Source organism: Streptococcus sp. 3.1, from assembly GCF_016648915.1.
Classification (GTDB): Bacteria; Bacillota; Bacilli; order Lactobacillales; family Streptococcaceae; genus Streptococcus; species Streptococcus salivarius_E.
Window position 1 is genome coordinate 98,139 of the sequence record NZ_JACLQV010000004.1, and the last position, 19,614, is coordinate 117,752.

Consider the following 19,614-nt stretch of genomic DNA (forward strand, 5'->3'; position numbering starts at 1 on the left):
GATTCACCTACAAAAAAACTATTTCCAAGTAATCATTTGTTTAATCTGGTTAGTATAATTTTCAATTTGTTGCTGTTGCTCCTCTAAGCTTGCAACTTCATTTCTTGTTTTCTGAATTTTCGTATTCAAAGCACTTAATTCTGGACTAAATTCAATAATATTTTGAACAATTATACTTGTAAGATTTACTAGCCAAATTTTAAAAGCTTTCTCGTGTTCCGAACAAATACTTCCTGCAAATTCTGTCATCTTTGATTTAAATAAATCATTATAGGTCTTCTTAAGGCCAGACGCGTTAACTTTACTTGATCTCAAAGTAAAATCACCCAATCTAAAGACATAACTGAGTTCTTCTTTACTAAACTTTTCAAGATTCAATTGAGTAAAATCTATCTCTTCATAAGATAGAATCAAGTGAGAAAGCTTTTGACGTTTTTCTGGTTCAAGCCCCATATCACCTGAAATAATACGCTCAAAATGAGATTTTATCTCAGAAGCATGATTAGACCAAAAACTGCTAGAAATACGCTCAAATTCAACCCTTGACAAATAAAGTTCTTCTACAAATTGATTTCTAAAATAATCAACTGTTTGTGCAGAAGCTAGATTCTCTAAATTGATTTTCTTTGTCTTGTTCTCACGTGTAACACTGAGATAGTTACTAAACTCATTACTGATATTTCCTAATTTTAGATTACTAATATCAATTTGTTGATGCTCAGTTAAATTTAAAGTTGGATTTAATGAGAGTATCTCTTTGTGTATTTCATTATAACGATCTAAAACATCCCCTTTTTCAATCTGTTTCATTAGACGCTCTTGGAAAATCTTCATTTCTTTTGGATACTTGATCAAAAGGTCATTTTTTTGGGATAATGAAGTGGATTTCAATCTTTCAACAATGACAGATTTTTGGCCATCAAGATTAGCCTCTAATTCTGCCTCTCTACTACGTAAATCTTCGTTTTTCTCTGTAATTACTGCATTTGTTCTCAATAGTAGTTTATCTAATAAAGCTTTTGCCTGTTGACACTTGTCATAGTGTGAATAGCGGTCAACAAAGGTTTTAATAGAATCCTCAATGGTTAATAAACCACTATTTGCATAAATAAGGTCGGAACTTTTTTCAGCAGTTGCTCGAACGGTACTAGACATTTGTCTTGGAAGGATATCAAACTCATACAACTTCTTATAGTATTTCGTTTCAGGATTTGAGTATTTTTCTCTATACGTATCAAATTGCTCAGAGTAAAACTCTCCCTCTAAATGCCCTTTCAACTTCGCACCAAGTCCCAAAATTGATGAAACATAATAAATACCTTGAGCATACAACTCTCTTGGAATGGCTTGATTCATGATTCTATCTCTAAAAGAATCACTTTTAAGATTAGTCGAGCTTAAAGCCGCTGCCTCGGCCTTATTAACCACAATCATGGTGAACCGTTCATCTAATCCTTCTACTGAAATTAGCTTTTCTTTTAAATTACTGTTGTCAGTGCTGTCTAAGGAACTACTGTCAGTAACAAAGACTGGCAAACCATTTGACATACCAGCCATGGCATTTACAAGAACTTCTGAATGCTGACTATTGGTTGATGAATTAGAACCCGGGGTGTCGAATATTGTAATTTTTGAACCTACATCTCCTAAAATACCTTTCGAAAATGGGACATGTACTTCGATTAAATCTCCAATATCTTTATCAGTAGAATCATTGATAGTTTCTAATATTGCATATAGCTTTGAAATAATTGAATCAAAAGAAGTATTCAAGATACCATCGACTTTCTTACCAAATGAATCATTCATATTTAATCCATCATAAAACACTTGATCATCATAGAAACTGAGAACAACTCTCTCTTCTTTATATACAAAAGAGATTTTAGCACGATCTTCATAAGTACTAGCCGTGATTTTATAGATTTTAGCGGTCACGGGAGTCTCAGCACTTGGAAGTAATTCCTGTCCAATCAAAGCATTAATAAAGGTCGACTTTCCTGCACTATAAGTTCCGAGCACACAGATAGGAACTGTATCTCCCGAAGCATCCGAAAAGCGTTTTAACTGTGCTTCAATTTCCTTGTTGCTCTCACCAATATTCTTTATAATCAGTGGCTCAAGATTTCTAAAAATACGATTAATTTCTGGCAGAACATCACGTGCATTCTCTAAATAGTTTGTTGATGATGACAAAATAATATTTGAAAACCGCTCATCTTTTAAAGCCTCTTCTAACTGTTGCTTCTCATCATTAGGCCCTTCAAAAATTAATTCTAGTTTTTCATCAGGAATAGAATATTCATTTTCAATTTCTTTTAAAATATCATATACCTTAAAGGGAAAAAAGCCACGTTGAAAAACGGCTGAAACTAACTTACTATTTGAGTTATTCTCACTATTTATTGTTATCCAACTTTCACTAGATAAGTCGTAACGGCTAAAAGTTACTATCTTTTCGTAAGGATTACTTACAACTTTAATTTTATTCATAATTACTCCGATTATTTAATAATACAAGTGTATTATATCACAGCAAACGGTTTTCTGTATGCGCTTTCTATAAAATCTAACTATTTTTATTTATCTAATGTTTAGCTCATTTTCCACCCCACACAAAAAAATCCCACCACATATTATGTGATAGGATATTATTTTTATTCCATTTCGAAGCTTTCGCTCTTAATCTTATCAGGTAAGATGAGAGACAAAAGAATACACAAGATGGCTGGTATCAACCATGGCAGTGATGCTCCCGACAATGGGAGGAAGTTAATGAGGGCATTGAGTCCCGCAAGTTTAAACTGGCTTCCAATTACACTAAGCAAGGCAATCAGCGTGACTACTGCAACTGTCACTTGCATACCAGGTTTAGACAAGGCCACGAACTTGTTGGCAATCACAATCATAACAATCGTGATGGTGATTGGGTAGAGAATCAAAAGCACTGGCACTGAGAAAGCAATGATATTGTTAAGTCCCAAGTTGGCAATCGCAAACCCAATCAAGGTAAAGATAATGGCGTAAGCCTTGTAAGATACTTTCGGAAATGCCTTGTGGAAGAATTCCCCAGTCGCAACGATAAGTCCTGCGGTTGTTGTGAAGCAAGTCACTGTCACCATGATAGCTAGGAAAATCTGAGCCGCTGGTCCAAAGATGGCTTGTGTGGCTTGTGACAAGACACTTGCACCAATATTGGCATCTTTTGGTAATCCCGCCACTTGGAGTGGGAAATGATTCCCTAAAAAGGCTAATCCCAAATACAGAGCACCGAAGAGGATAGTCACTACGAAACCAACGACCCAAATCGTTGAGATATACTCTTTTTTAGACTTGAAGCCTAATTGGTTGAGTGTGACTACTGCTACTACACTGAAGGCCACAGAAGCCAAGGCATCCAAGGTGTTGTAGCCTTCCAAGAATCCTTTACCAAAAGCAGAAGCCTGATAGGCTTGACTTGCATCCTGAGGATTGTAACCACCATATTTAAATACTCCTGCCACGATAACGACAACAATCATGATGGCAAAGATAGGCGTCAATATACGTCCAATACTATCTAGAATTTTAGATGGATTCATGGCAATCCAAAGTGCTAGAGCAAAGTAGATTACGGTAAAGACAAAGAGCCAAAGGCTAGTATGTCCACTTCCAATCAAAGGAGAGAAGCCAATTGAAAAGGCGGTGGCGGCCGTTCTAGGAATGGCAAAGAAAGGACCAATGGACAGATAAAGTACTGCCAAATAGACTAGGGCAAACTTAGGCGAGATTTTTTGAGAAATCTCATGAATGTAACCCTTAGGATTTAAAGTCCCGATAACCAGTGTTAGGATGGCAATACCAACACCTGATAGGACAAAGCCGGCAATGGCTGGCCAAAAACGACCTCCAGATTCAAAGCCTAACTGAGGGGGAAAAGTCAGATTTCCCGCTCCAAAGAACATACCAAACAACAATAAAGCTGTAAGGCTTCCCTTTTTTAACATAAGTTTCTCCAATCTAAAACAAACAAGATCTTATGCCCCAAATAGACACAACTTGTTTATTATAATTTTAGTCAACTTATTTAGTATGACATGATTAGTTTGGAACTTCAAGCTATTGAAACGTATTTACAAAGGTTTTTAAAATTGCTAATTTTCTGTATCCTTGTACGAAAAAACTAGACAAGATTCTCATCTCGTCTAGTTTAATATTTTGATTATGGGTGACTGACAATCAATTCAAGCTCTCCCTTAATTTGCCATGTTTCAACATCGCTAGGAAGAATAAAGTGGCTGCCTTTTGCAATGTCATAATCTTGCCCATCTACTTTAAGGCTTCCTTGACCGTCAAGTACACTAAACAAACTGTAATCAGCAGTCTTTTCAAAATCAGCCTTACCTGAGATTTCCCATTTATAAACGGCGAAGAAATCACTTGCTACTAAGAGCGTTGACTTGAGATCATCTACTTTTGTTGTGACTGGTCGACTGTTGGCTGGCTCACCGATATTAAGGACATCGATAGATTTTTCAAGATGGAGTTCACGCAGGTTACCTTGATCATCTTTACGGTCAAAATCATAAACACGGTAGGTCGTATCACTAGATTGTTGCGTTTCAAGAACCATGATACCTGCACCAATAGCATGCATGGTACCACTTGGCACATAGAAGAAATCACCTGCTTTAACTGGAACCTTAGTCAAAAGATTTTCCCAATCCTTACTTTCAATTTGCTGACGCAGTTCTTCTTTTGATTTGGCATTGTGGCCATAAATAATTTCAGCACCTGGTTCAGCAGCAATGATATACCAACACTCTGTTTTACCAAGTTCACCTTCATGTTCAAGTCCATAAGCATCATCTGGATGGACCTGCACACTGAGCCAATCATTGGCATCCAAAATCTTAGTCAAAAGTGGGAAGACAGGTTCTTGACGATTGCCAAATAACTCACGGTGCTCTGCATAAAGAACATCTAAAGTTTGACCGGCATAACGACCATTCTTAATAGTAGAAACACCATTTGGGTGAGCAGAAATAGCCCAGTACTCTCCGACATGGTCACTTGGAATGTCGTAGCCAAAGACATCACGTAAATGCGTACCACCCCAGATTTTTTCTTGCATAACAGATTGTAAAAATAATGGTTCAGACATAATTACTCCTTTTTCTAGGAACGAGAGGCCTTAACATTTTTTGGAATTCAAGAAAAGGTGTTGACTCTCTTAGAGATTAACAGTGAAGTCTTACATAAAATAACCAATCTCTTTAAGTTACCAGACTTCTGATTCTCGAAAAATTTAGGCAAGTTCTGATTGTTGATTACCTCAATTATAAGCATAATTTGTGAAAATATCAACAAAGTCCTTAAAGAAATCACAAGATTTTGGCTTAATGGCTGCAAGTCATTTCAATAGCAAATTTCCTTTAAGAATCCTACTCATTCCTTCATTTTTCGGATAGACTGATTGAATTTAAAGACTTTTTAACCTATAATAATAATACTAGAGATATTATGAAAGGAAATCTCTCAATGAAATTCTATTCCTACGACTATGTGCTAAGTCAGATTAGCCAACAAAACTGGGTTATGGTTGCCATTACTGCAGGACTTATTTTAGTGACCGGCGTATTTGCTTTTAAGGCCTTCAAAGAACGCCATGATACTAAGTTTCGTGAACTCTCTATTATTTCTATTTTAACCTTAGTTGCCGTGGTTCTAATTACTATCAGTAATTTCCAAAGCAATCAATCAAACAATGACCAATTTAGAGCATCTCTTCACTTTATCGAGATTGTGTCTAAAAATCTCGACGTTGATAAGAGTAAAGTTTATGTCAATACTTCTACTACTACAGATGATGCTATCCTCAAAGTTGGAAACAAATACTATCGTGCCATCTCAGGTTCAGAACCTGACAGCTACTTGCTAGAACAAATAAAACTTTACAAGTCTGATGTTGAACTCGTGGAGGTTAAAAAATGACATCTTTTTATCTTGCTGTTGCAATTAAACTAGCTTTGGGGCTTATTTCACTCGTCTTTGTTATCAATTTAACAGGTAAAGGAAACCTAGCACCTAGCTCAGCTGCTGACCAAGTACAGAACTTTGTTCTTGGTGGAATCATCGGTGGTACAATTTATAATAGTACCGTTTCCATCCTTCAGTACTTTGTTATCCTGATTATTTGGACTATTTTGATCTTACTTCTTAAATGGCTCATCACCAATATTCGCTTCATCAAACATTTGATTGACGGTAAACCAACTCTCATCATCAAACAGGGTCAACTAGATCCTGAAGCTTGTCGCTCTATAGGACTTTCAGCTTCTGATGTCGCTTTAAAATTACGTTCTCAAGGAATTTTTCAACTCAAAGAGGTTAAACGTGCAGTTATTGAACAGAACGGCCAATTGATTGTGATCCGTTCTGGCGATGAAAATCCAAAATATCCAATCATTACTGATGGGGTCATTCAAACAGAAATTCTTGATACTATTGGTAAAACGGAAGATTGGTTAAATGAAGAGCTTCAAAAATTAGGATATGAAAACGTTTCGGATATCTTTATTGCTGAATACGATAAAGGAAACATTAATGTCGTTACTTATTAAACAAATCACTTGCATTACCGTTTAATATTGTCTACAATGGTCTCATCATAAAAAGGAGGTTCTACTATGGGAATCGAAGATAAATTGAATCAAGCTAAAGGCGCTCTTAAAGAGGGTGCTGGTAAACTGACTGGCGACAAAAAGACTGAAGTCGAAGGTGCTGTTGAAAAAGTGGTAGCAAAAGCAAAAGACGGTATCGAAGATGTTAAAGAAGGCGTTGAAGGTGCTGTTGAAGGCCTTAAAAATGCTTTTTCTAAAAAATAATAATAAATAAACAGAAGCTCTTTTCCTTTTTTGAAGAGGGCTTCTGTTTTTCTTTATGTTCTTAACTAGAATTACTTACGAGAATGCTTGCTTCCTTTAATTGCAAATGATGTTGTCATAAGTACAGCCCCTAATGCACCTAGTCCCAAACTGCTCACATCACCAGTATTTGGTAGACTTGATTTACTTGTTTGATTGCTTTGTGAACTTTTAGATGACTGATTAGCCTTAGAGCTTGTTTGGGTATTTTGTTTCTGAGCAAGATTAGTTTGTACGACTGAGCTTACATTTTCCTTTTGACTTGAAACTTCTCTTGTCTGACCTTTTGCTGCTTCAGAAGTTTGATTTTGAGTAAGAATCTTATTCAATTTCTCAGCAGTCTCTTGAGCTTGTTGTTGGGCACTGCTTGATGTATTGGTACTTGCCTGTTCAGGCTGTGCTTCTGCTGACTGATTGGCAACTGCTACTTCAGATATAAGTGATCGTACTTCAGGCTCTGCAGCTCTAGTCGTTGATGAGCCTTGACCTGATGGGCTTGTGCTTCTGGCTGTCGTTGCTGAAGTAGTTGCATCTGCTTGGTTCGCATTAGTTGCTACTGAATTGCTAGCAGTCGCAGAGGCTGAGGCATTCGCAGTTGGAGACATTGTGACACTAGCAGTCGTAGAAGTTGTGGTACTCACATTTGAAGACGTTGAGTTACTTGTTTGACTAGCAAAGTTTGGTGGGGTAGGAAGTCCAGTATTAGCCGTCTGGCTTGTTGAACTTGTACTACTTGTGCTAGTTGTATTCTCAGAACTTGTCGAAGCAGATTGGCCCCATGGGGTATTGACGTTACCCGTATTTGTAGAGCTGCCACCATAGCTAGTTGGTCCGCCGTAGCCTCCGAAGTTATCAGACATTGAACTATTACCAAAACCATCACCTGGGAAGCCGCCCATGCCACCAGCACCAGGACCATTGTTTGTGCCTTCTTCAGTAGCTGTTGCAGTCACACTAGCACCACTTGATGTCGTAATGGTATAGGTTTCACCCGAAGTTAGACTCTCGGTACTAAAGACCACATTTCCAAATGAAGTTGTTGCTGTTGTGGTCGCTACAACATTTCCAGAACTATCTGTAACTGTGATGGTATCTCCAGCACTACCAGAGATGTTGGCCATGATATAAGACTGGCTTGAACCCGTTGTAAAGGCCTGAGCCATTCCTTGGTTACCTATGGCCCAAACGGTACCGCCAGAAATAATACCTGTTCCATCGTAGTCGATAGCAGCATTATCTGCACTTGTCTGAGCGACGTAGAGAGAACCACTTTTCACTGTCACATTGCCGTTACTGTCGATACCATCACCATCTGCCAAGATAGTTACCGTTGCACCGTCAATATTGATGCCCACTTCATTTTCCAAGTCAGAAGTCGAATTGGTTAAGCTTGAAGTATCAGCGCTGTCCTTGGTCGTCCACTCAGTGGCGTTAATACCGTCATCACCAGCAGTGATATCAACGGTTCCACCTGTCAAATTGATATAACGCCCTTCAAGGCCTTCGTCACCTGCTACAACTGTTACTTTAGAATTGCCTTCGACAGTCAATTCATCTGTAACCGTGATACCTTTATCAGTTGCATTAATGGTTACCGTTGAGTCGGTAATCGTCAAATCACCACTGTTCACATCTGTTTTGTCTTCGACCTGAATACCGTCATCAGTTGCCGTGATGTTGACTGTGGCATTTTTAATAGTTACAGCTTTCGTCGCATTGATACCATCCTTTGCCTCAGAAGTCAAATCAAGTGTTACAGAGTCAACCGTTACACTGTCAGCCTTGATGGCGTGCTTTTCAGTGCTTGAAAGGGTCAAGCTACTTCCAGTACCACTGGTAATGGTCAAGGCTCCCGCTGCTTCAATTGCATTAGCAGATGTTGAAGAAATAGAACTGTCTGAAAGGACATTAACAGTCAATTCTGCTGAAGAATTGGAAGTAATAGACGAATCCGTTAAGGTCACACCATCCAAGTAGATTGTAACTGGATCTGTCACGCTACCTGACACAATAATGGTATAGCTTGAACCATTTCCGGTCAAAGTGTATGATCCTGCTTGATTGATGGTAATTGTCGTTCCATCAACTGTGACAGTACCGCTATCACTTGTTACCACGGTTGTTCCATTGAAAGTAATCGTTGTCGTTGAGCTTTCTGAATCACTATCTTCAGACTCAGTTGTCGTTGCCTCAGAAGCAGTATCAGAAGAATTGTTAGTTAGAACAGAAGCCGTTTCTGAGGCCGTCGCTTCAGTGGTATTTGTGTTTGTATTAGTGCTAGTGTTTTCTTCTGTAGTGGTCGTTGCTGTATCTGAAGTCTCTTCAGTTGTGCTTTCAGCAGTTTCAGAAGAACTTGCTTCTGGAGTTGCGGAAGTACTTGAATGATCAGATGTTTCACTGCTTGTTGATGTAGCAGGCGTGTCCTCTGTCGTACTTGTTGTACTTATTGTTGACGAATCAGTGTCTGAAGTTGAAGCCGCAGTTGAAGTACTTGTAGCCGATTCTGTGCTTGTTTCAGTAGTTTCTGATGTATTGTTGGTCTGAGTACTTTCTTCAATCAAATCGGCAGTGGTTTCACCCGTCGTAACCGTTGAGAGTGTTGATTCAGTGTTCGTCTCATCGGCTGAAACCTTATTTTCATTTAGGACGACCGAGCTACCAAAAATTAAGCTAGCTACTAGGACTGATCCTGCTGTTTTCCATTTTGATGATTTTTTAATGGCATAACGTTCTTGTGTTTGTTTTGTATCTTTGTATGTCATATGTTGGACCTCTTTCTTACTTTTGAGACGCCTCTATTAAACACAAGAAACCTAAGACAAGACTTAAAGAAAGGTTAATCTTTCCTTAAAGTAAAAAAGTCCCCAAGATATTGGGAACTTTCAATCTCTAGGATAAACTACTCTAAATTCTTCTAAAACAACTAGACTGTCCTGACTAAAATGTAATCCAACCTCTTCCAACCAATTGCTAAAGAGATTCTCATGAAGCTCTTTCCAATAGGTTAGCCCACGGTCTCCTTCACCTTCCTTGTAGGCATGGTCTTTAGAAACCTCTTTAAATGGGATGACCTCAACTTTCGTCGTTTCAATAATACAAATAGCATTCTCCTTACTATCAAGAATGACGCTCAGTTCATTTTCCTTGGGCAATGGTTCATTCCCCACTGCATACAAGTCAAAAGCTGAACTGGTTGCTGTCTTTTGCCCCATCAATACGAGTTCTGCCAAATAATCTGCTTCCACGCCAAAGGCCCAGGCATCAATCTTATCTCCGATTGTCTGATTTAAAATCTTATAGGCTTGCCACATCTGGTCTGATTTCATCAATCTACTCCTGCTTTTACTCTCCTTCCATTATATCAAAAAACGCTAGATCATCAGACCTAACGTTTTCATCTTAATACTTAGAATGTTTGTAACCGTAAAAGGCATAGATCGCTGACCCAATTAGCACTGCCAAACCAAAGGTTAACCATGTCTGCCAACTGTACTGACTCATAAAGGAGAGGCAGACGATAATTGAAATAATGGGCAAGACAGGAACAAATGGAACCTTAAACTCATCCTTCTGTGGCAAGCCCTTGTCCTTACGAAGAATAATGAGGGCAATAGCCAAGAGGACCAAGTAAGCCAAGGTCGCAATGTTAACCAAGGATGCCATATTGGCCAAAGAGAAGATACCTGCTGAGATAGCTGACAAAACACCTGTCAAAAGCGTCGCATGATGTGGAACCTTATTAGTCTTTGAAACCTTTTGGAAGGTTTGAGGAAGGAAACCATCACGCGCCAGGCTATAAACCATACGGCTAAGGGCATAGGCCATTGAAATACATACCGTAATCAAGGTCATAATAGCAACCACAGAGACATAGTTGGCCGCCCAAGAAATACCGATATAGCGAAGGGCATAAGCCACGGCATCATCAACATTCAACTTGGTATAGTGGACCACTCCTGTCAAGACCAGCGAAACCACTGCATAAAGTGAAGCTACGATAATCAAGGCAAGAACGATACCTCGAGGAACGTTCTTTTGCGGCTCTTTAATCTCGTCTACTGTCATAGAGATAGATTCGAAACCAAGGAAACCAAAGAACATGAGGGAAGCACCCGCCATAATTCCTGTCTTTCCTCCATAAATTTGTCCAAAGCCAAATGGTGCAAAATCTGCCCAGTTGCTAGGAATCAAATGGAAGAGCCCCACTAAGATAAAGACCGCCAAGGCTGAAAACTTGAGCACTACCAAGAGGGAGTTCAAACGTAGAGCCTGCTTAGAATTCATGAGAAGAAGAGCCGTCACCAAGACTAAGACCAAGACTGGCAAGAGGTCTATGTAAGTACCTTGACTGGGATTGAAAGGTCCACTGATGGCTTGAGGCAACTTAAGACCAAAGCTAGCCAGTAGCCCCTTGAGGTAGGCACCCCAACCAGAAGCAACACTGGATACGGCATTCATAAAGACAATCATGGTCAACCAGCCACCCATCCAGGCAGGATACTCCCCCCAGACAGCATAGAGGTAACCATAGACACCACCGGCTGATGGGTAACGTGAGGCAAACTCAGCAAAGAAAATCGCTGACATACCAACACACACGGCTGAAATCAAGACCGAAATAATCAGGGCAGGACCAGCCAGAGTCGATGCCGCAGTACCAGTAATCGTAAAGATTCCTGTACCAACCATGGCACCGATTCCCAGCAGGACCACATCCCTAAGGGTCAGATGTCGTTTCATCTCAGTCTGAGCGAGACCGACATCCTTTTTACGAAAAATACTCATTTTTATACTCCATTTTTTGCGAAATACCGAACTATTATACCATATTTCTTGGTCTAAATGGACCTTTTTCTGTATTTTTATACTTTTATTGGTGAATGCTATGTTGAAGATGGGGACTTCCAGTGCTTACTTTTTAATTTTACATACATCTCGATTAAAAGGAGCTTGCTAAAGTGGTCCTAAATCATTCTTTTTCGTTTCTCAAATCCTTGCCTAGAAAGAATTTTCAATTTTTAGAAAAACTATGAAAATCTTATGAATGCGTTTGATTCTTCTAATGAAAGATGTTAGAATGGGGGCATTAAAAAGGAAAAGGGGAACTTTTATGGAAAATAAAGTTCATTTTAAACTTCATAAAGTGAAAAAACAATGGGTTACCATTGCCGTGTCTGGTTTGGCACTTGGTGCCTCATTGATTGGAGTTGGTGTCTCTGCCGACGAGCAAGCTACAAATCAAGTTACCTCAGCTAGCACGCCTGAAAACGTCAGTCAGGATCCTGAGCTTGTCGTCACAGAAACAACTGTGGCTACGACAGAAGCTGATCAAGTCGCAAGCAATAAGGCAAGTGATACAACTGCTACTGTCACAACTGATAAGCAGCCAGTCCTTAAAGAAGACCAAGCAAGTAGCACTTACAATTTGTCTAGTGGCGAAACGAGAACTGCTACTTCAACTTCAGAAACAGCTAGCACAGTCACTGACGTAAACAGCCAAACACCGGAATCTGTTGAAACTACTGTCGTTTCTGGCGGTCAATTCAAGAGCGATGCTGAGGGCAACTGGTACTACCTTAAAGACGGGAAAAATCTGACAGGTGCCCAAAACGTTGACCATTTCGACCTTTATTTCCACGAGGATGGCAAGCAGGCCAAGGGTGAGATTATCACAGAAAATGGACAATCTTTCTACTATGACAAAGCCAATGGACGTAAGGTAACCAATACCTCTATCAACATTGATGGTCAAGCCTATAAGGCTGATGCCCAAGGTCGTTTGACAGCAGTTCTGCCTGAAACGAACAAACGCAACCAGTTTATTGAAGACAACAACCACAACTGGTATTACCTCGGTAAAGATGGGAAACCCGTCACTGGTGCTCAGAACATCGATGGCTTTAACCTCTACTTCCACGAAGACGGTCGACAAGCTAAAAACGAAATTGTTACTATTAATGGTGATAGCTACTATTTCGATAAAGACAATGGACGTCGTGTGACAGGTCGCCAATATCTTGATTATGCAAACCATAAATACTTTGGTTACTACTACTTCGATAAAGATGGCAAGATGGTAAAAGATGACTTTGTTACCGAGAATGGTAATCTTTACTACTTTGATGCTACTGGTAATCAACCTGATTCTGTCTTTGTCTCAGATAAATCGGGTAACTGGTACTACTTCGACAATTACAAGGCAACTAAAGGCTTCTCAGCCCCATTTGGTTTCCAAACCGAATTCCTAGACCGTAGCCAATCCGACTATAAGACAAGCGTTCAAAACCTAAACGGACAACAGTATTACTTTGATCCTAAGACTGGTATTATGGTAACCAATCGTTATGTTTCTGATGATAAAGGGAATTGGTATTACTTTGGTAAAGATGGTAAAGCGCTTCATGGCTTTCAAACAGTAGACGGTAGCCTTCACTACTTCAATGACAATGGTCAACAAGTCAAAGGGGACTTTCTTTACTACGGTAACGATATCTACTATTTCGATAAAGATAATGGAAATCCAGTAACTAACCAATTCGTTAATAGAGATAACTCTTGGTACTACTTCGGATCTGATGGTAAAGCCGTGTCTGGTTTCCAAACCATTAACGGTCAGAACCTTTATTTCCACGAATATGGTGTCCAAGCCAAGGGACAACTGGTTACCATTGACGGCAAAACCTACTACTTCGATCCAAATACAGGTGACAAGTGGGTTAATCGCTCACTTACCTTAAACGGTACGGTCTATAACTTTGATAGCAATGGTGTGGCGACTCTTAAAACTGCTCAAACCTCAAATCGAAACCAATTTGTTCAAGGTAGCGATCAAGAATGGTACTACTATGATGCTAACGGCAAAAAGGTCACTGGTTTCCAAACTATTAACAAGGACCTCTACTACTTTAACGATAAGGGCCATCAAGTCCGAGGTGCTTTCTTTACTCTAGGTGATAACCAGTATTTCGCTAACAGCGAAACTGGTGCTGTTCTTCGCAACGCCTTTTATCATGATACATCCACTGACCATTACGGTGTCTTCTCTGAAACTATCTACTACGCAGGAAGTGATGGTGCCTTCAAGACAGGTTGGTTTGAAGTTGATGGCAACCGTTACTATGGTAGCGACTATTCTGATAATGATGCCATTAAAGGAAGTCTCTACACAGGAGTCGTCAACTCTCAGCTCTTTAGCCCAGATGGAAAACTCTTGACAAATGGTCTCTATCCTGAGTTTAAGCGTACTGGTGAAAATGCTTATGACCTTGAAGATGTCTATGTCACAGATAACGACGGTAATATCAAAGAAGGTCCTTATCAGTATGATGGCAAGATTATTGGGTCTAAATATAGTAGCGTCCGCCAATCACAATGGTCAACTTTTGACGAATGGGATATTCTTAATGGACACCTCTATCATTTCGACTCAACACCTATGACCTTCACAGCACCAAATGGCCAAAAAGTAACCACAAACGTTGCCATTGCAACAACTAACAAAGCCCTTACATATCGCGGTGTAACCTTTAATTTTGATGCCAAGGGTATTGATGCGACAAAAGAAAAAGCCATCCACTTTGACCAATTGAAGACGGATCCTAGCGGTACAAGTTATCTCTATGAAAATGGCCAAAAAGTCACTGGTTTGAAGACCTTTGATGGCGTCAGTTACTATTTCTATGAAGATGGCCGTCAAGCCAAAGGTACTGAGGTCGCAATCAACAATAATATTTACCAATTTGACCAACTGACTGGTATCATGACACGCAACGCCTTTTCAAAATCATACAACTACGAAGGTTCTCCACGTTTTCCATACTACCCAACACGCTACTATGGCAATGACGGAGCTGCTCTGACAGGTTGGCAAACCATCAACGGCAAGGACTACTACTTCCGAGATAGTGGAAACCTTGAAACAGGACGTTTTGTCATCGGGGACAGAGCTTATAACGCTGATGACAATGGCGTAGTTACTGACCGCAAGGGTGAACCTGCCTACCGCAATCGTATCGTCTACGATAAAGGCGACAACTACTATTACAATGACAAAGGTGAGAAAGTTACCGGCTTCCAAGAAGTTGATGGCAAGGTCCTCTACTTCGACGCTGAAGGCAAACAAGTCCTAGGACGCTTTGTCACAGTTGATAATTACACCTACTATTTCGACCCTAAAACAGGTGAAAGATACACTAACCGCTCTGTCCTCATCGACGGTAAACTCTATACCTTCGACAAAGACGGACATGTCGTGTCTTAAGATGAGATGAAACCGAGACGAAAGTCTTGGTTTTTTGGGTGGGAGTTAAGTACCATATAAACTAACATTACATTTAGGAAACTAAAAATAGGCTGAGAAATAACCTCAGCCTATTTTATTTATACAAGAATTATATACTCTAATTATAACTTATCAATGATGAATCAAATCATATATTCCAAATCATAACTAGCATCAGAAAGAATACGTGCCAAAAATTGTTGTGTACGTTTTTCTTTTGGTCTGTAAAAAATGTCTTTTGGACTCCCCTCTTCGATGACATGACCACCATCCATGAAAACGACATGATTAGCTACATCTCGTGCAAACCCCATTTCATGAGTAACAACCACCATTGTTGTTCCTTCATGAGCAAGTTGTTTCATGACATCCAGAACATCCCCAACTAGTTCTGGATCAAGGGCCGATGTTGGTTCATCTAACAAGATAACCTCCGGCTTAACTGCTATAGCCCTGGCTAAACCAATACGTTGTTGTTGTCCACCTGAAAGTTGTGATGGGTAGTAATCTTTAAAATCCAGAAGACCAACTTTTTTAAGTGCTTCTTCAGCAATCTGTTGCGCTTCACTTTTAGGAACTTTCCTAGCAATCACTAAACCTTCCAAGATATTCTCGATGGCAGTCTTGTTTGCAAATAAATTGTAGTGTTGGAATACAAAAGCTGTCTTCTTTCGGATATCTAAAATATCTTTCTTTGATAACTTATCCAAAGAGTAGTCCTTACCCGAAATTGTTAATTGACCTCCATCTGCTTTCTCCAAGTGATTAAGGCAACGTAAGAAAGTTGTTTTTCCTGAACCTGACGGTCCCAAGATGACAACCACGTCTCCCTGTTTCACTTGTAGATTAACATCAACAAGAACCTGACGATCTCCAAATGTTTTTGATATATGTTTAGCTTCTAGCATAGTGACTCCCTCTATGTAAATTGCAATTTTCTTTCTCCAAGGTTAAAGAGAACTTGAATGATACCACAAATGATTAAATATAAAATGAAGATGACAAAATAAGATTCAAAATATTGATATCCATATGCTGCTTCAACTCGTGCAATTGCGGTAATATCTTTTATCGTCATAACAAAGACAAGTGACGTTCCTTTCACAATATTGATAACTAAGTTACACAAATTGGGAAGAGCAGACTGAAGTGCCTGAGGAAAAACGATTCTCAGATAAGCTTGTCTTGTTGTTAAACCTATGGCTTGGGCAGCTTCTAGTTGACCTTTATCAACAGTTTGTAATGCTGATCGAATGATTTCCGATAAACTTCCTGTCGTCATCAAGCTATAGATAATAAAAGCATAGTAAAGCGGATTAACTTTGAAGACATCTATGTGACTCCCAATTCCTTTAAAAAATTGATTTAACAAACTAGGGAACAAACTATAAAAAAATAAAATTAACAGAATTGGAGGTGTTGCACGAATAAATGCAAGATAAACAATTGAAAAAGTCTTGACACCTCTCAACTTATAAATCTGCCCTAAAGCGAGAAATAAAGCAGGTAGAAAACTCAATAAAATTGCCACAACCATGATTCCCAGAGTTACCGGAACACCATATAAAGCCTTGATAAAGGTATCTATTATAAAAGTAATATTCATTATTTACCTCTCTTTTACACTCAATTGTTGTTCTGTTATCCTAGAAATCAACGATAGAATTAACGCTATTCCCCAATAAACAAGGGCAACAGCTGTATAAGTCTCCAAAGAATAGTTTCCTAAATGGCGACTAATCAAAAGATTCCCTTTGCCCATAACATCAATAAAACCAATTGTATAAGCCAAAGCTGCATCGCGCATAAGATTAAGTATAGCTGTTGTAATATTTGGTAAAGCAACCTTAAATGCTTGAGGGGCAATAATTCTTACAAAGGTTTGTTCAGAAGTCAGCCCAATACTAAGCCCAGCTTCTAATTGTCCTTTAGGAATTGCTTGATAAGCCGCTTTAAACACTTCTGATATCATTGCTGAGAATAGGAGAACCATGGTCACAAGAACGAATATCAATTTGGACCAATTATTAATATCTAATCCCAACCACCAATTAAGAAATTCTGGAACTCCGTAAAATACCAAGAATAATAGCACAATAGGTGGGGTACAGCGTAAGATAAAAACATATCCCTTAGCTAAATTCTCCAAAGCTTTATCCTTGGAAAGGCTTGCCCAAGCAATTAATCCTCCTAATAACGACCCAAGTAAAGTCGTTAATATGATAACCAATAATGTCATTGGTAAGCCCTTTATGACTTCAGGTAATGCTCCAAAAACTTTTGAAATGTCATAATTGACCATATTTTCTCCTAACTAAACTCACTCCAGAAGCTTATCAAAACATCATACTTTTACGACGTTACAATTTACTTATTTGTCTACGTATGAGAAGACATCCTCACCAAAGTATTTTTTAGATAACTTTTCAAGTGTACCGTCTTCTTTTAGTTCCTTGATAGCCTTAGTATATTCTTTTGAAAACTCTTCGTTCTTACTATCTCGATGGAAGAGTGGATAGGTTGGAATTCCTTTATAAGGGAACCAAGTCAATTTATCTGCATATTGATGATACGCACCATCTTTATCAGTTACAGCCTTTTCAAAAGATAATTTAATATCAAAGTAAGCATCATAACGATTTTCCAGAACCCATGCATAGGCATCTGAAACTTGGAAAGATTCCGCAGATGTTAACTCGATTGGTTGATCTTTATGCTCATCGTTGTAGTCTTTGATAACATTCCACTGAGCATTTTGTGGTGAGATTGGTACCAAGCGACCATTTTGTTTTGCAAAATCAGAGATATTTTTATATTTATCTTTATCATCCTTACGAATGGTAAATCCAATAATACTTGCTCCAATTGGATCTTTAGGAATAATAAATTTTTTAGCACGTTCATCTGTGTACCACGCACCCTTAGTACCAATGTCATATTTACCTGACTCTAAACCAATCAAAAGATCATCATCACTTGTTCCGGTATATTCAAATTTGTACTGTGGAAGCTTTTTATCAATTTCCTTTAATACAGCTACCTCATAGCCATCAGAATTACCATCCTTATCAACAAAATCATAAGGAACATAGTTTTGAGTATGGGCAACTTTTAATGTTGTTACCTTTCCAGAATCTGATTTTGCTTTTTTATCTCCTGTTAAGCTACGTCCAATAACTGTAGCCCCAATAAGTGCTACAACAACAGCTCCACCAATAATCCATGTTTTTTTACTCATATTAATCTCTCCTTTTTCTTACAAAATTGCTGCTTCACGTACCCATTCAATACGCTCATGGTTAATATCACTTGGAATCGTACAATCAGCACCAATGATTAACCCATGGGTTCCAGTATCAGCAATAATCTCCCTAACCTTTTCTTGAATAGCTTTTTTAGTTCCAGTATATAGAAGACCGTCTTTTCCATTTTCAAATCCTCCAAGAACTGTGCGACCTCTAAAAATGTTAAGACCTTTTGCCAAACTAATTCCTTCAGGACCGACCGCCCAATTAACTACCTGAGCAGGATAATCTTTAAATAGTTCGATGTTATTACGGGCTCCTTCGTAACCGCAAATATGTAGAATATTATGTCCTTTGGCTCCATTAGCTGTTTCTAAAACCTTTAATTCACTTGGAGCAATAATTTCTTTATAAATTTCAGCGCTAACTCGCTCATCTTGAATACTTTGAACACTTAGGTAAATACCATCAGCACCTGCTTCTTCAATCACCCTCTGACTAAGACTCGCAATGTCTTCGCCAATAACATCTAAAACATGCTTCAAAGCTTTTCGGTTTTCCACAATGTAATCTGCGATAAGATCATCGCCACCTGAAACTTTTCCAACTAACCATTTTAAATAAGTAACCGGAGCGAAGATATTGTAAATTGCAACAATATCTTCAGGAAAATCAGCAATCAGACTTTTTACAAGTTCGACTTGTGCAGAAATCCAAGGATGATTTGCACCTAAAGGTTCAATCGTTTGCAAATCGCTGATTGACTTAAAATCTTTAAAAGCAGGTTGTGGGTATGCGAAGAAACCATCACTCATCAATTTAACAAAATCAGGTTTGACTTCTTCAATAAATTTTTTATGACCAGCTTTATTTTTATCAATAATTTCTGGATTTTCAAAACCATGTAACCACTCGTCTTCAGTAGTAAAATGATGCCAAAATCCTACTGGGACACGATCAACACTTTCTCCACGAAATGCTTTCAAAACTAACTCTCTTTTTTCTGACATAAGAAACTCCTTTTCTTTTATCCTAAAACCAACAACTCAATGAATTCACCTAAAATACTATAATCTCTTATTATCATTGGTTGCTTCAAAACTGAATGACATTATCTTATCAGAGATTATCACATCCGAAAAATAAAGAAATGTTATCCCTAGCCATAAATAAAACTTATGAT

15 protein-coding genes are annotated in these 19,614 nt (G+C 38.7%); 4 read left to right on the plus strand and 11 right to left on the minus strand.

Going from position 1 to position 19,614, the window contains the following annotated elements; translation table 11 throughout:
• Nucleotides 1-18: 18 nt before the first annotated feature.
• The 3 genes from H7U02_RS03795 to manA all read right to left on the minus strand — a co-directional run bounded on the left by H7U02_RS03795 (nt 19) and on the right by manA (nt 5,143).
• Nucleotides 19-2,493: a dynamin family protein gene (locus H7U02_RS03795; RefSeq protein WP_155197949.1), complete on the minus strand. Its 2,475-nt coding sequence runs from the start codon at nt 2,491-2,493 to the stop codon at nt 19-21.
• A 164-nt stretch (nt 2,494-2,657) separates the two neighbouring features.
• The gene (brnQ, locus tag H7U02_RS03800) at nt 2,658-3,986 is read right to left on the minus strand and encodes a branched-chain amino acid transport system II carrier protein (RefSeq protein WP_048790061.1); all 1,329 of its coding nucleotides are present in this window, start codon (nt 3,984-3,986) and stop codon (nt 2,658-2,660) included.
• 215 nt (nt 3,987-4,201) lie between these two features.
• A complete protein-coding gene (gene manA, locus H7U02_RS03805; RefSeq protein ID WP_022496483.1) occupies nt 4,202-5,143 on the minus strand; it encodes a mannose-6-phosphate isomerase, class I in 942 nt (313 codons plus the stop codon).
• A 377-nt stretch (nt 5,144-5,520) separates the two neighbouring features.
• Between manA and H7U02_RS03810 the strand changes: the two genes are divergently transcribed.
• From H7U02_RS03810 to H7U02_RS03820, 3 genes are all read left to right on the plus strand, one after another.
• A complete protein-coding gene (locus tag H7U02_RS03810; protein WP_155197950.1) occupies nt 5,521-5,973 on the plus strand; it encodes a DUF3290 family protein in 453 nt (150 codons plus the stop codon).
• A complete protein-coding gene (locus H7U02_RS03815; protein WP_201042801.1) occupies nt 5,970-6,602 on the plus strand; it encodes a DUF421 domain-containing protein in 633 nt (210 codons plus the stop codon). Before H7U02_RS03810 ends, H7U02_RS03815 begins: the two co-directional genes overlap by 4 nt.
• Nucleotides 6,603-6,668: 66 nt before the next feature.
• Nucleotides 6,669-6,866 carry a CsbD family protein gene (locus tag H7U02_RS03820; RefSeq protein WP_008534959.1) on the plus strand — a complete coding sequence of 66 codons (198 nt, stop codon included), beginning with the start codon at nt 6,669-6,671 and terminating at the stop codon, nt 6,864-6,866.
• 71 nt (nt 6,867-6,937) lie between these two features.
• Here the strand turns inward: H7U02_RS03820 and H7U02_RS03825 are convergent, their stop codons facing one another.
• The 3 genes from H7U02_RS03825 to H7U02_RS03835 all read right to left on the minus strand — a co-directional run bounded on the left by H7U02_RS03825 (nt 6,938) and on the right by H7U02_RS03835 (nt 11,690).
• Entirely contained in the window at nt 6,938-9,667 is a 2,730-nt protein-coding gene (locus H7U02_RS03825) for a carbohydrate-binding domain-containing protein (RefSeq protein ID WP_201042802.1), read from the minus strand.
• Between the two features lie 120 nt (nt 9,668-9,787).
• Nucleotides 9,788-10,231 (minus strand): ASCH domain-containing protein, encoded by a 444-nt coding sequence (locus H7U02_RS03830; RefSeq protein ID WP_201042803.1) that lies wholly within the window; start codon nt 10,229-10,231, stop codon nt 9,788-9,790.
• Between the two features lie 73 nt (nt 10,232-10,304).
• On the minus strand, nt 10,305-11,690 hold the full coding sequence (locus H7U02_RS03835; protein WP_201042804.1) for an amino acid permease: 1,386 nt from the start codon (nt 11,688-11,690) through the stop codon (nt 10,305-10,307).
• A 325-nt stretch (nt 11,691-12,015) separates the two neighbouring features.
• On the opposite strand from H7U02_RS03835, the gene H7U02_RS03840 reads away from it, so the two are divergent.
• Nucleotides 12,016-15,165: a KxYKxGKxW signal peptide domain-containing protein gene (locus H7U02_RS03840; RefSeq protein ID WP_201042806.1), complete on the plus strand. Its 3,150-nt coding sequence runs from the start codon at nt 12,016-12,018 to the stop codon at nt 15,163-15,165.
• Between the two features lie 164 nt (nt 15,166-15,329).
• Here H7U02_RS03840 and H7U02_RS03845 read toward each other — a convergent pair whose 3' ends face one another.
• From H7U02_RS03845 to H7U02_RS03865, 5 genes are all read right to left on the minus strand, one after another.
• Nucleotides 15,330-16,094: an amino acid ABC transporter ATP-binding protein gene (locus tag H7U02_RS03845; protein ID WP_002885262.1), complete on the minus strand. Its 765-nt coding sequence runs from the start codon at nt 16,092-16,094 to the stop codon at nt 15,330-15,332.
• Nucleotides 16,095-16,105: 11 nt separating this feature from the next.
• Nucleotides 16,106-16,792 (minus strand): amino acid ABC transporter permease, encoded by a 687-nt coding sequence (locus H7U02_RS03850; protein WP_195413937.1) that lies wholly within the window; start codon nt 16,790-16,792, stop codon nt 16,106-16,108.
• 3 nt (nt 16,793-16,795) lie between these two features.
• Nucleotides 16,796-17,488, minus strand: a complete 693-nt coding sequence (locus H7U02_RS03855) for an amino acid ABC transporter permease (RefSeq protein ID WP_073685789.1) — start codon at nt 17,486-17,488, stop codon at nt 16,796-16,798.
• A 69-nt stretch (nt 17,489-17,557) separates the two neighbouring features.
• Nucleotides 17,558-18,424, minus strand: a complete 867-nt coding sequence (locus H7U02_RS03860; RefSeq protein WP_002885359.1) for a transporter substrate-binding domain-containing protein — start codon at nt 18,422-18,424, stop codon at nt 17,558-17,560.
• A gap of 18 nt (nt 18,425-18,442) precedes the next feature.
• On the minus strand, nt 18,443-19,441 hold the full coding sequence (locus tag H7U02_RS03865; RefSeq protein WP_073685788.1) for a uroporphyrinogen decarboxylase family protein: 999 nt from the start codon (nt 19,439-19,441) through the stop codon (nt 18,443-18,445).
• Nucleotides 19,442-19,614 lie beyond the last annotated feature (173 nt).

Bases quoted from the DNA above. Each gene is read 5' to 3' on its own strand.
- H7U02_RS03855 (WP_073685789.1), bottom strand. From the start codon at position 17,488: ATGGTCAATTATGACATTTCAAAAGTTTTTGGAGCATTACCTGAAGTC.
- H7U02_RS03860 (WP_002885359.1), bottom strand. From the start codon at position 18,424: ATGAGTAAAAAAACATGGATTATTGGTGGAGCTGTTGTTGTAGCACTT.
- manA (WP_022496483.1), bottom strand. From the start codon at position 5,143: ATGTCTGAACCATTATTTTTACAATCTGTTATGCAAGAAAAAATCTGG.
- H7U02_RS03815 (WP_201042801.1), top strand. From the start codon at position 5,970: ATGACATCTTTTTATCTTGCTGTTGCAATTAAACTAGCTTTGGGGCTT.
- H7U02_RS03820 (WP_008534959.1), top strand. From the start codon at position 6,669: ATGGGAATCGAAGATAAATTGAATCAAGCTAAAGGCGCTCTTAAAGAG.
- H7U02_RS03825 (WP_201042802.1), bottom strand. From the start codon at position 9,667: ATGACATACAAAGATACAAAACAAACACAAGAACGTTATGCCATTAAA.
- H7U02_RS03835 (WP_201042804.1), bottom strand. From the start codon at position 11,690: ATGAGTATTTTTCGTAAAAAGGATGTCGGTCTCGCTCAGACTGAGATG.
- H7U02_RS03850 (WP_195413937.1), bottom strand. From the start codon at position 16,792: ATGAATATTACTTTTATAATAGATACCTTTATCAAGGCTTTATATGGT.
- H7U02_RS03865 (WP_073685788.1), bottom strand. From the start codon at position 19,441: ATGTCAGAAAAAAGAGAGTTAGTTTTGAAAGCATTTCGTGGAGAAAGT.
- H7U02_RS03810 (WP_155197950.1), top strand. From the start codon at position 5,521: ATGAAATTCTATTCCTACGACTATGTGCTAAGTCAGATTAGCCAACAA.
- brnQ (WP_048790061.1), bottom strand. From the start codon at position 3,986: ATGTTAAAAAAGGGAAGCCTTACAGCTTTATTGTTGTTTGGTATGTTC.
- H7U02_RS03845 (WP_002885262.1), bottom strand. From the start codon at position 16,094: ATGCTAGAAGCTAAACATATATCAAAAACATTTGGAGATCGTCAGGTT.
- H7U02_RS03840 (WP_201042806.1), top strand. From the start codon at position 12,016: ATGGAAAATAAAGTTCATTTTAAACTTCATAAAGTGAAAAAACAATGG.
- H7U02_RS03795 (WP_155197949.1), bottom strand. From the start codon at position 2,493: ATGAATAAAATTAAAGTTGTAAGTAATCCTTACGAAAAGATAGTAACT.
- H7U02_RS03830 (WP_201042803.1), bottom strand. From the start codon at position 10,231: ATGAAATCAGACCAGATGTGGCAAGCCTATAAGATTTTAAATCAGACA.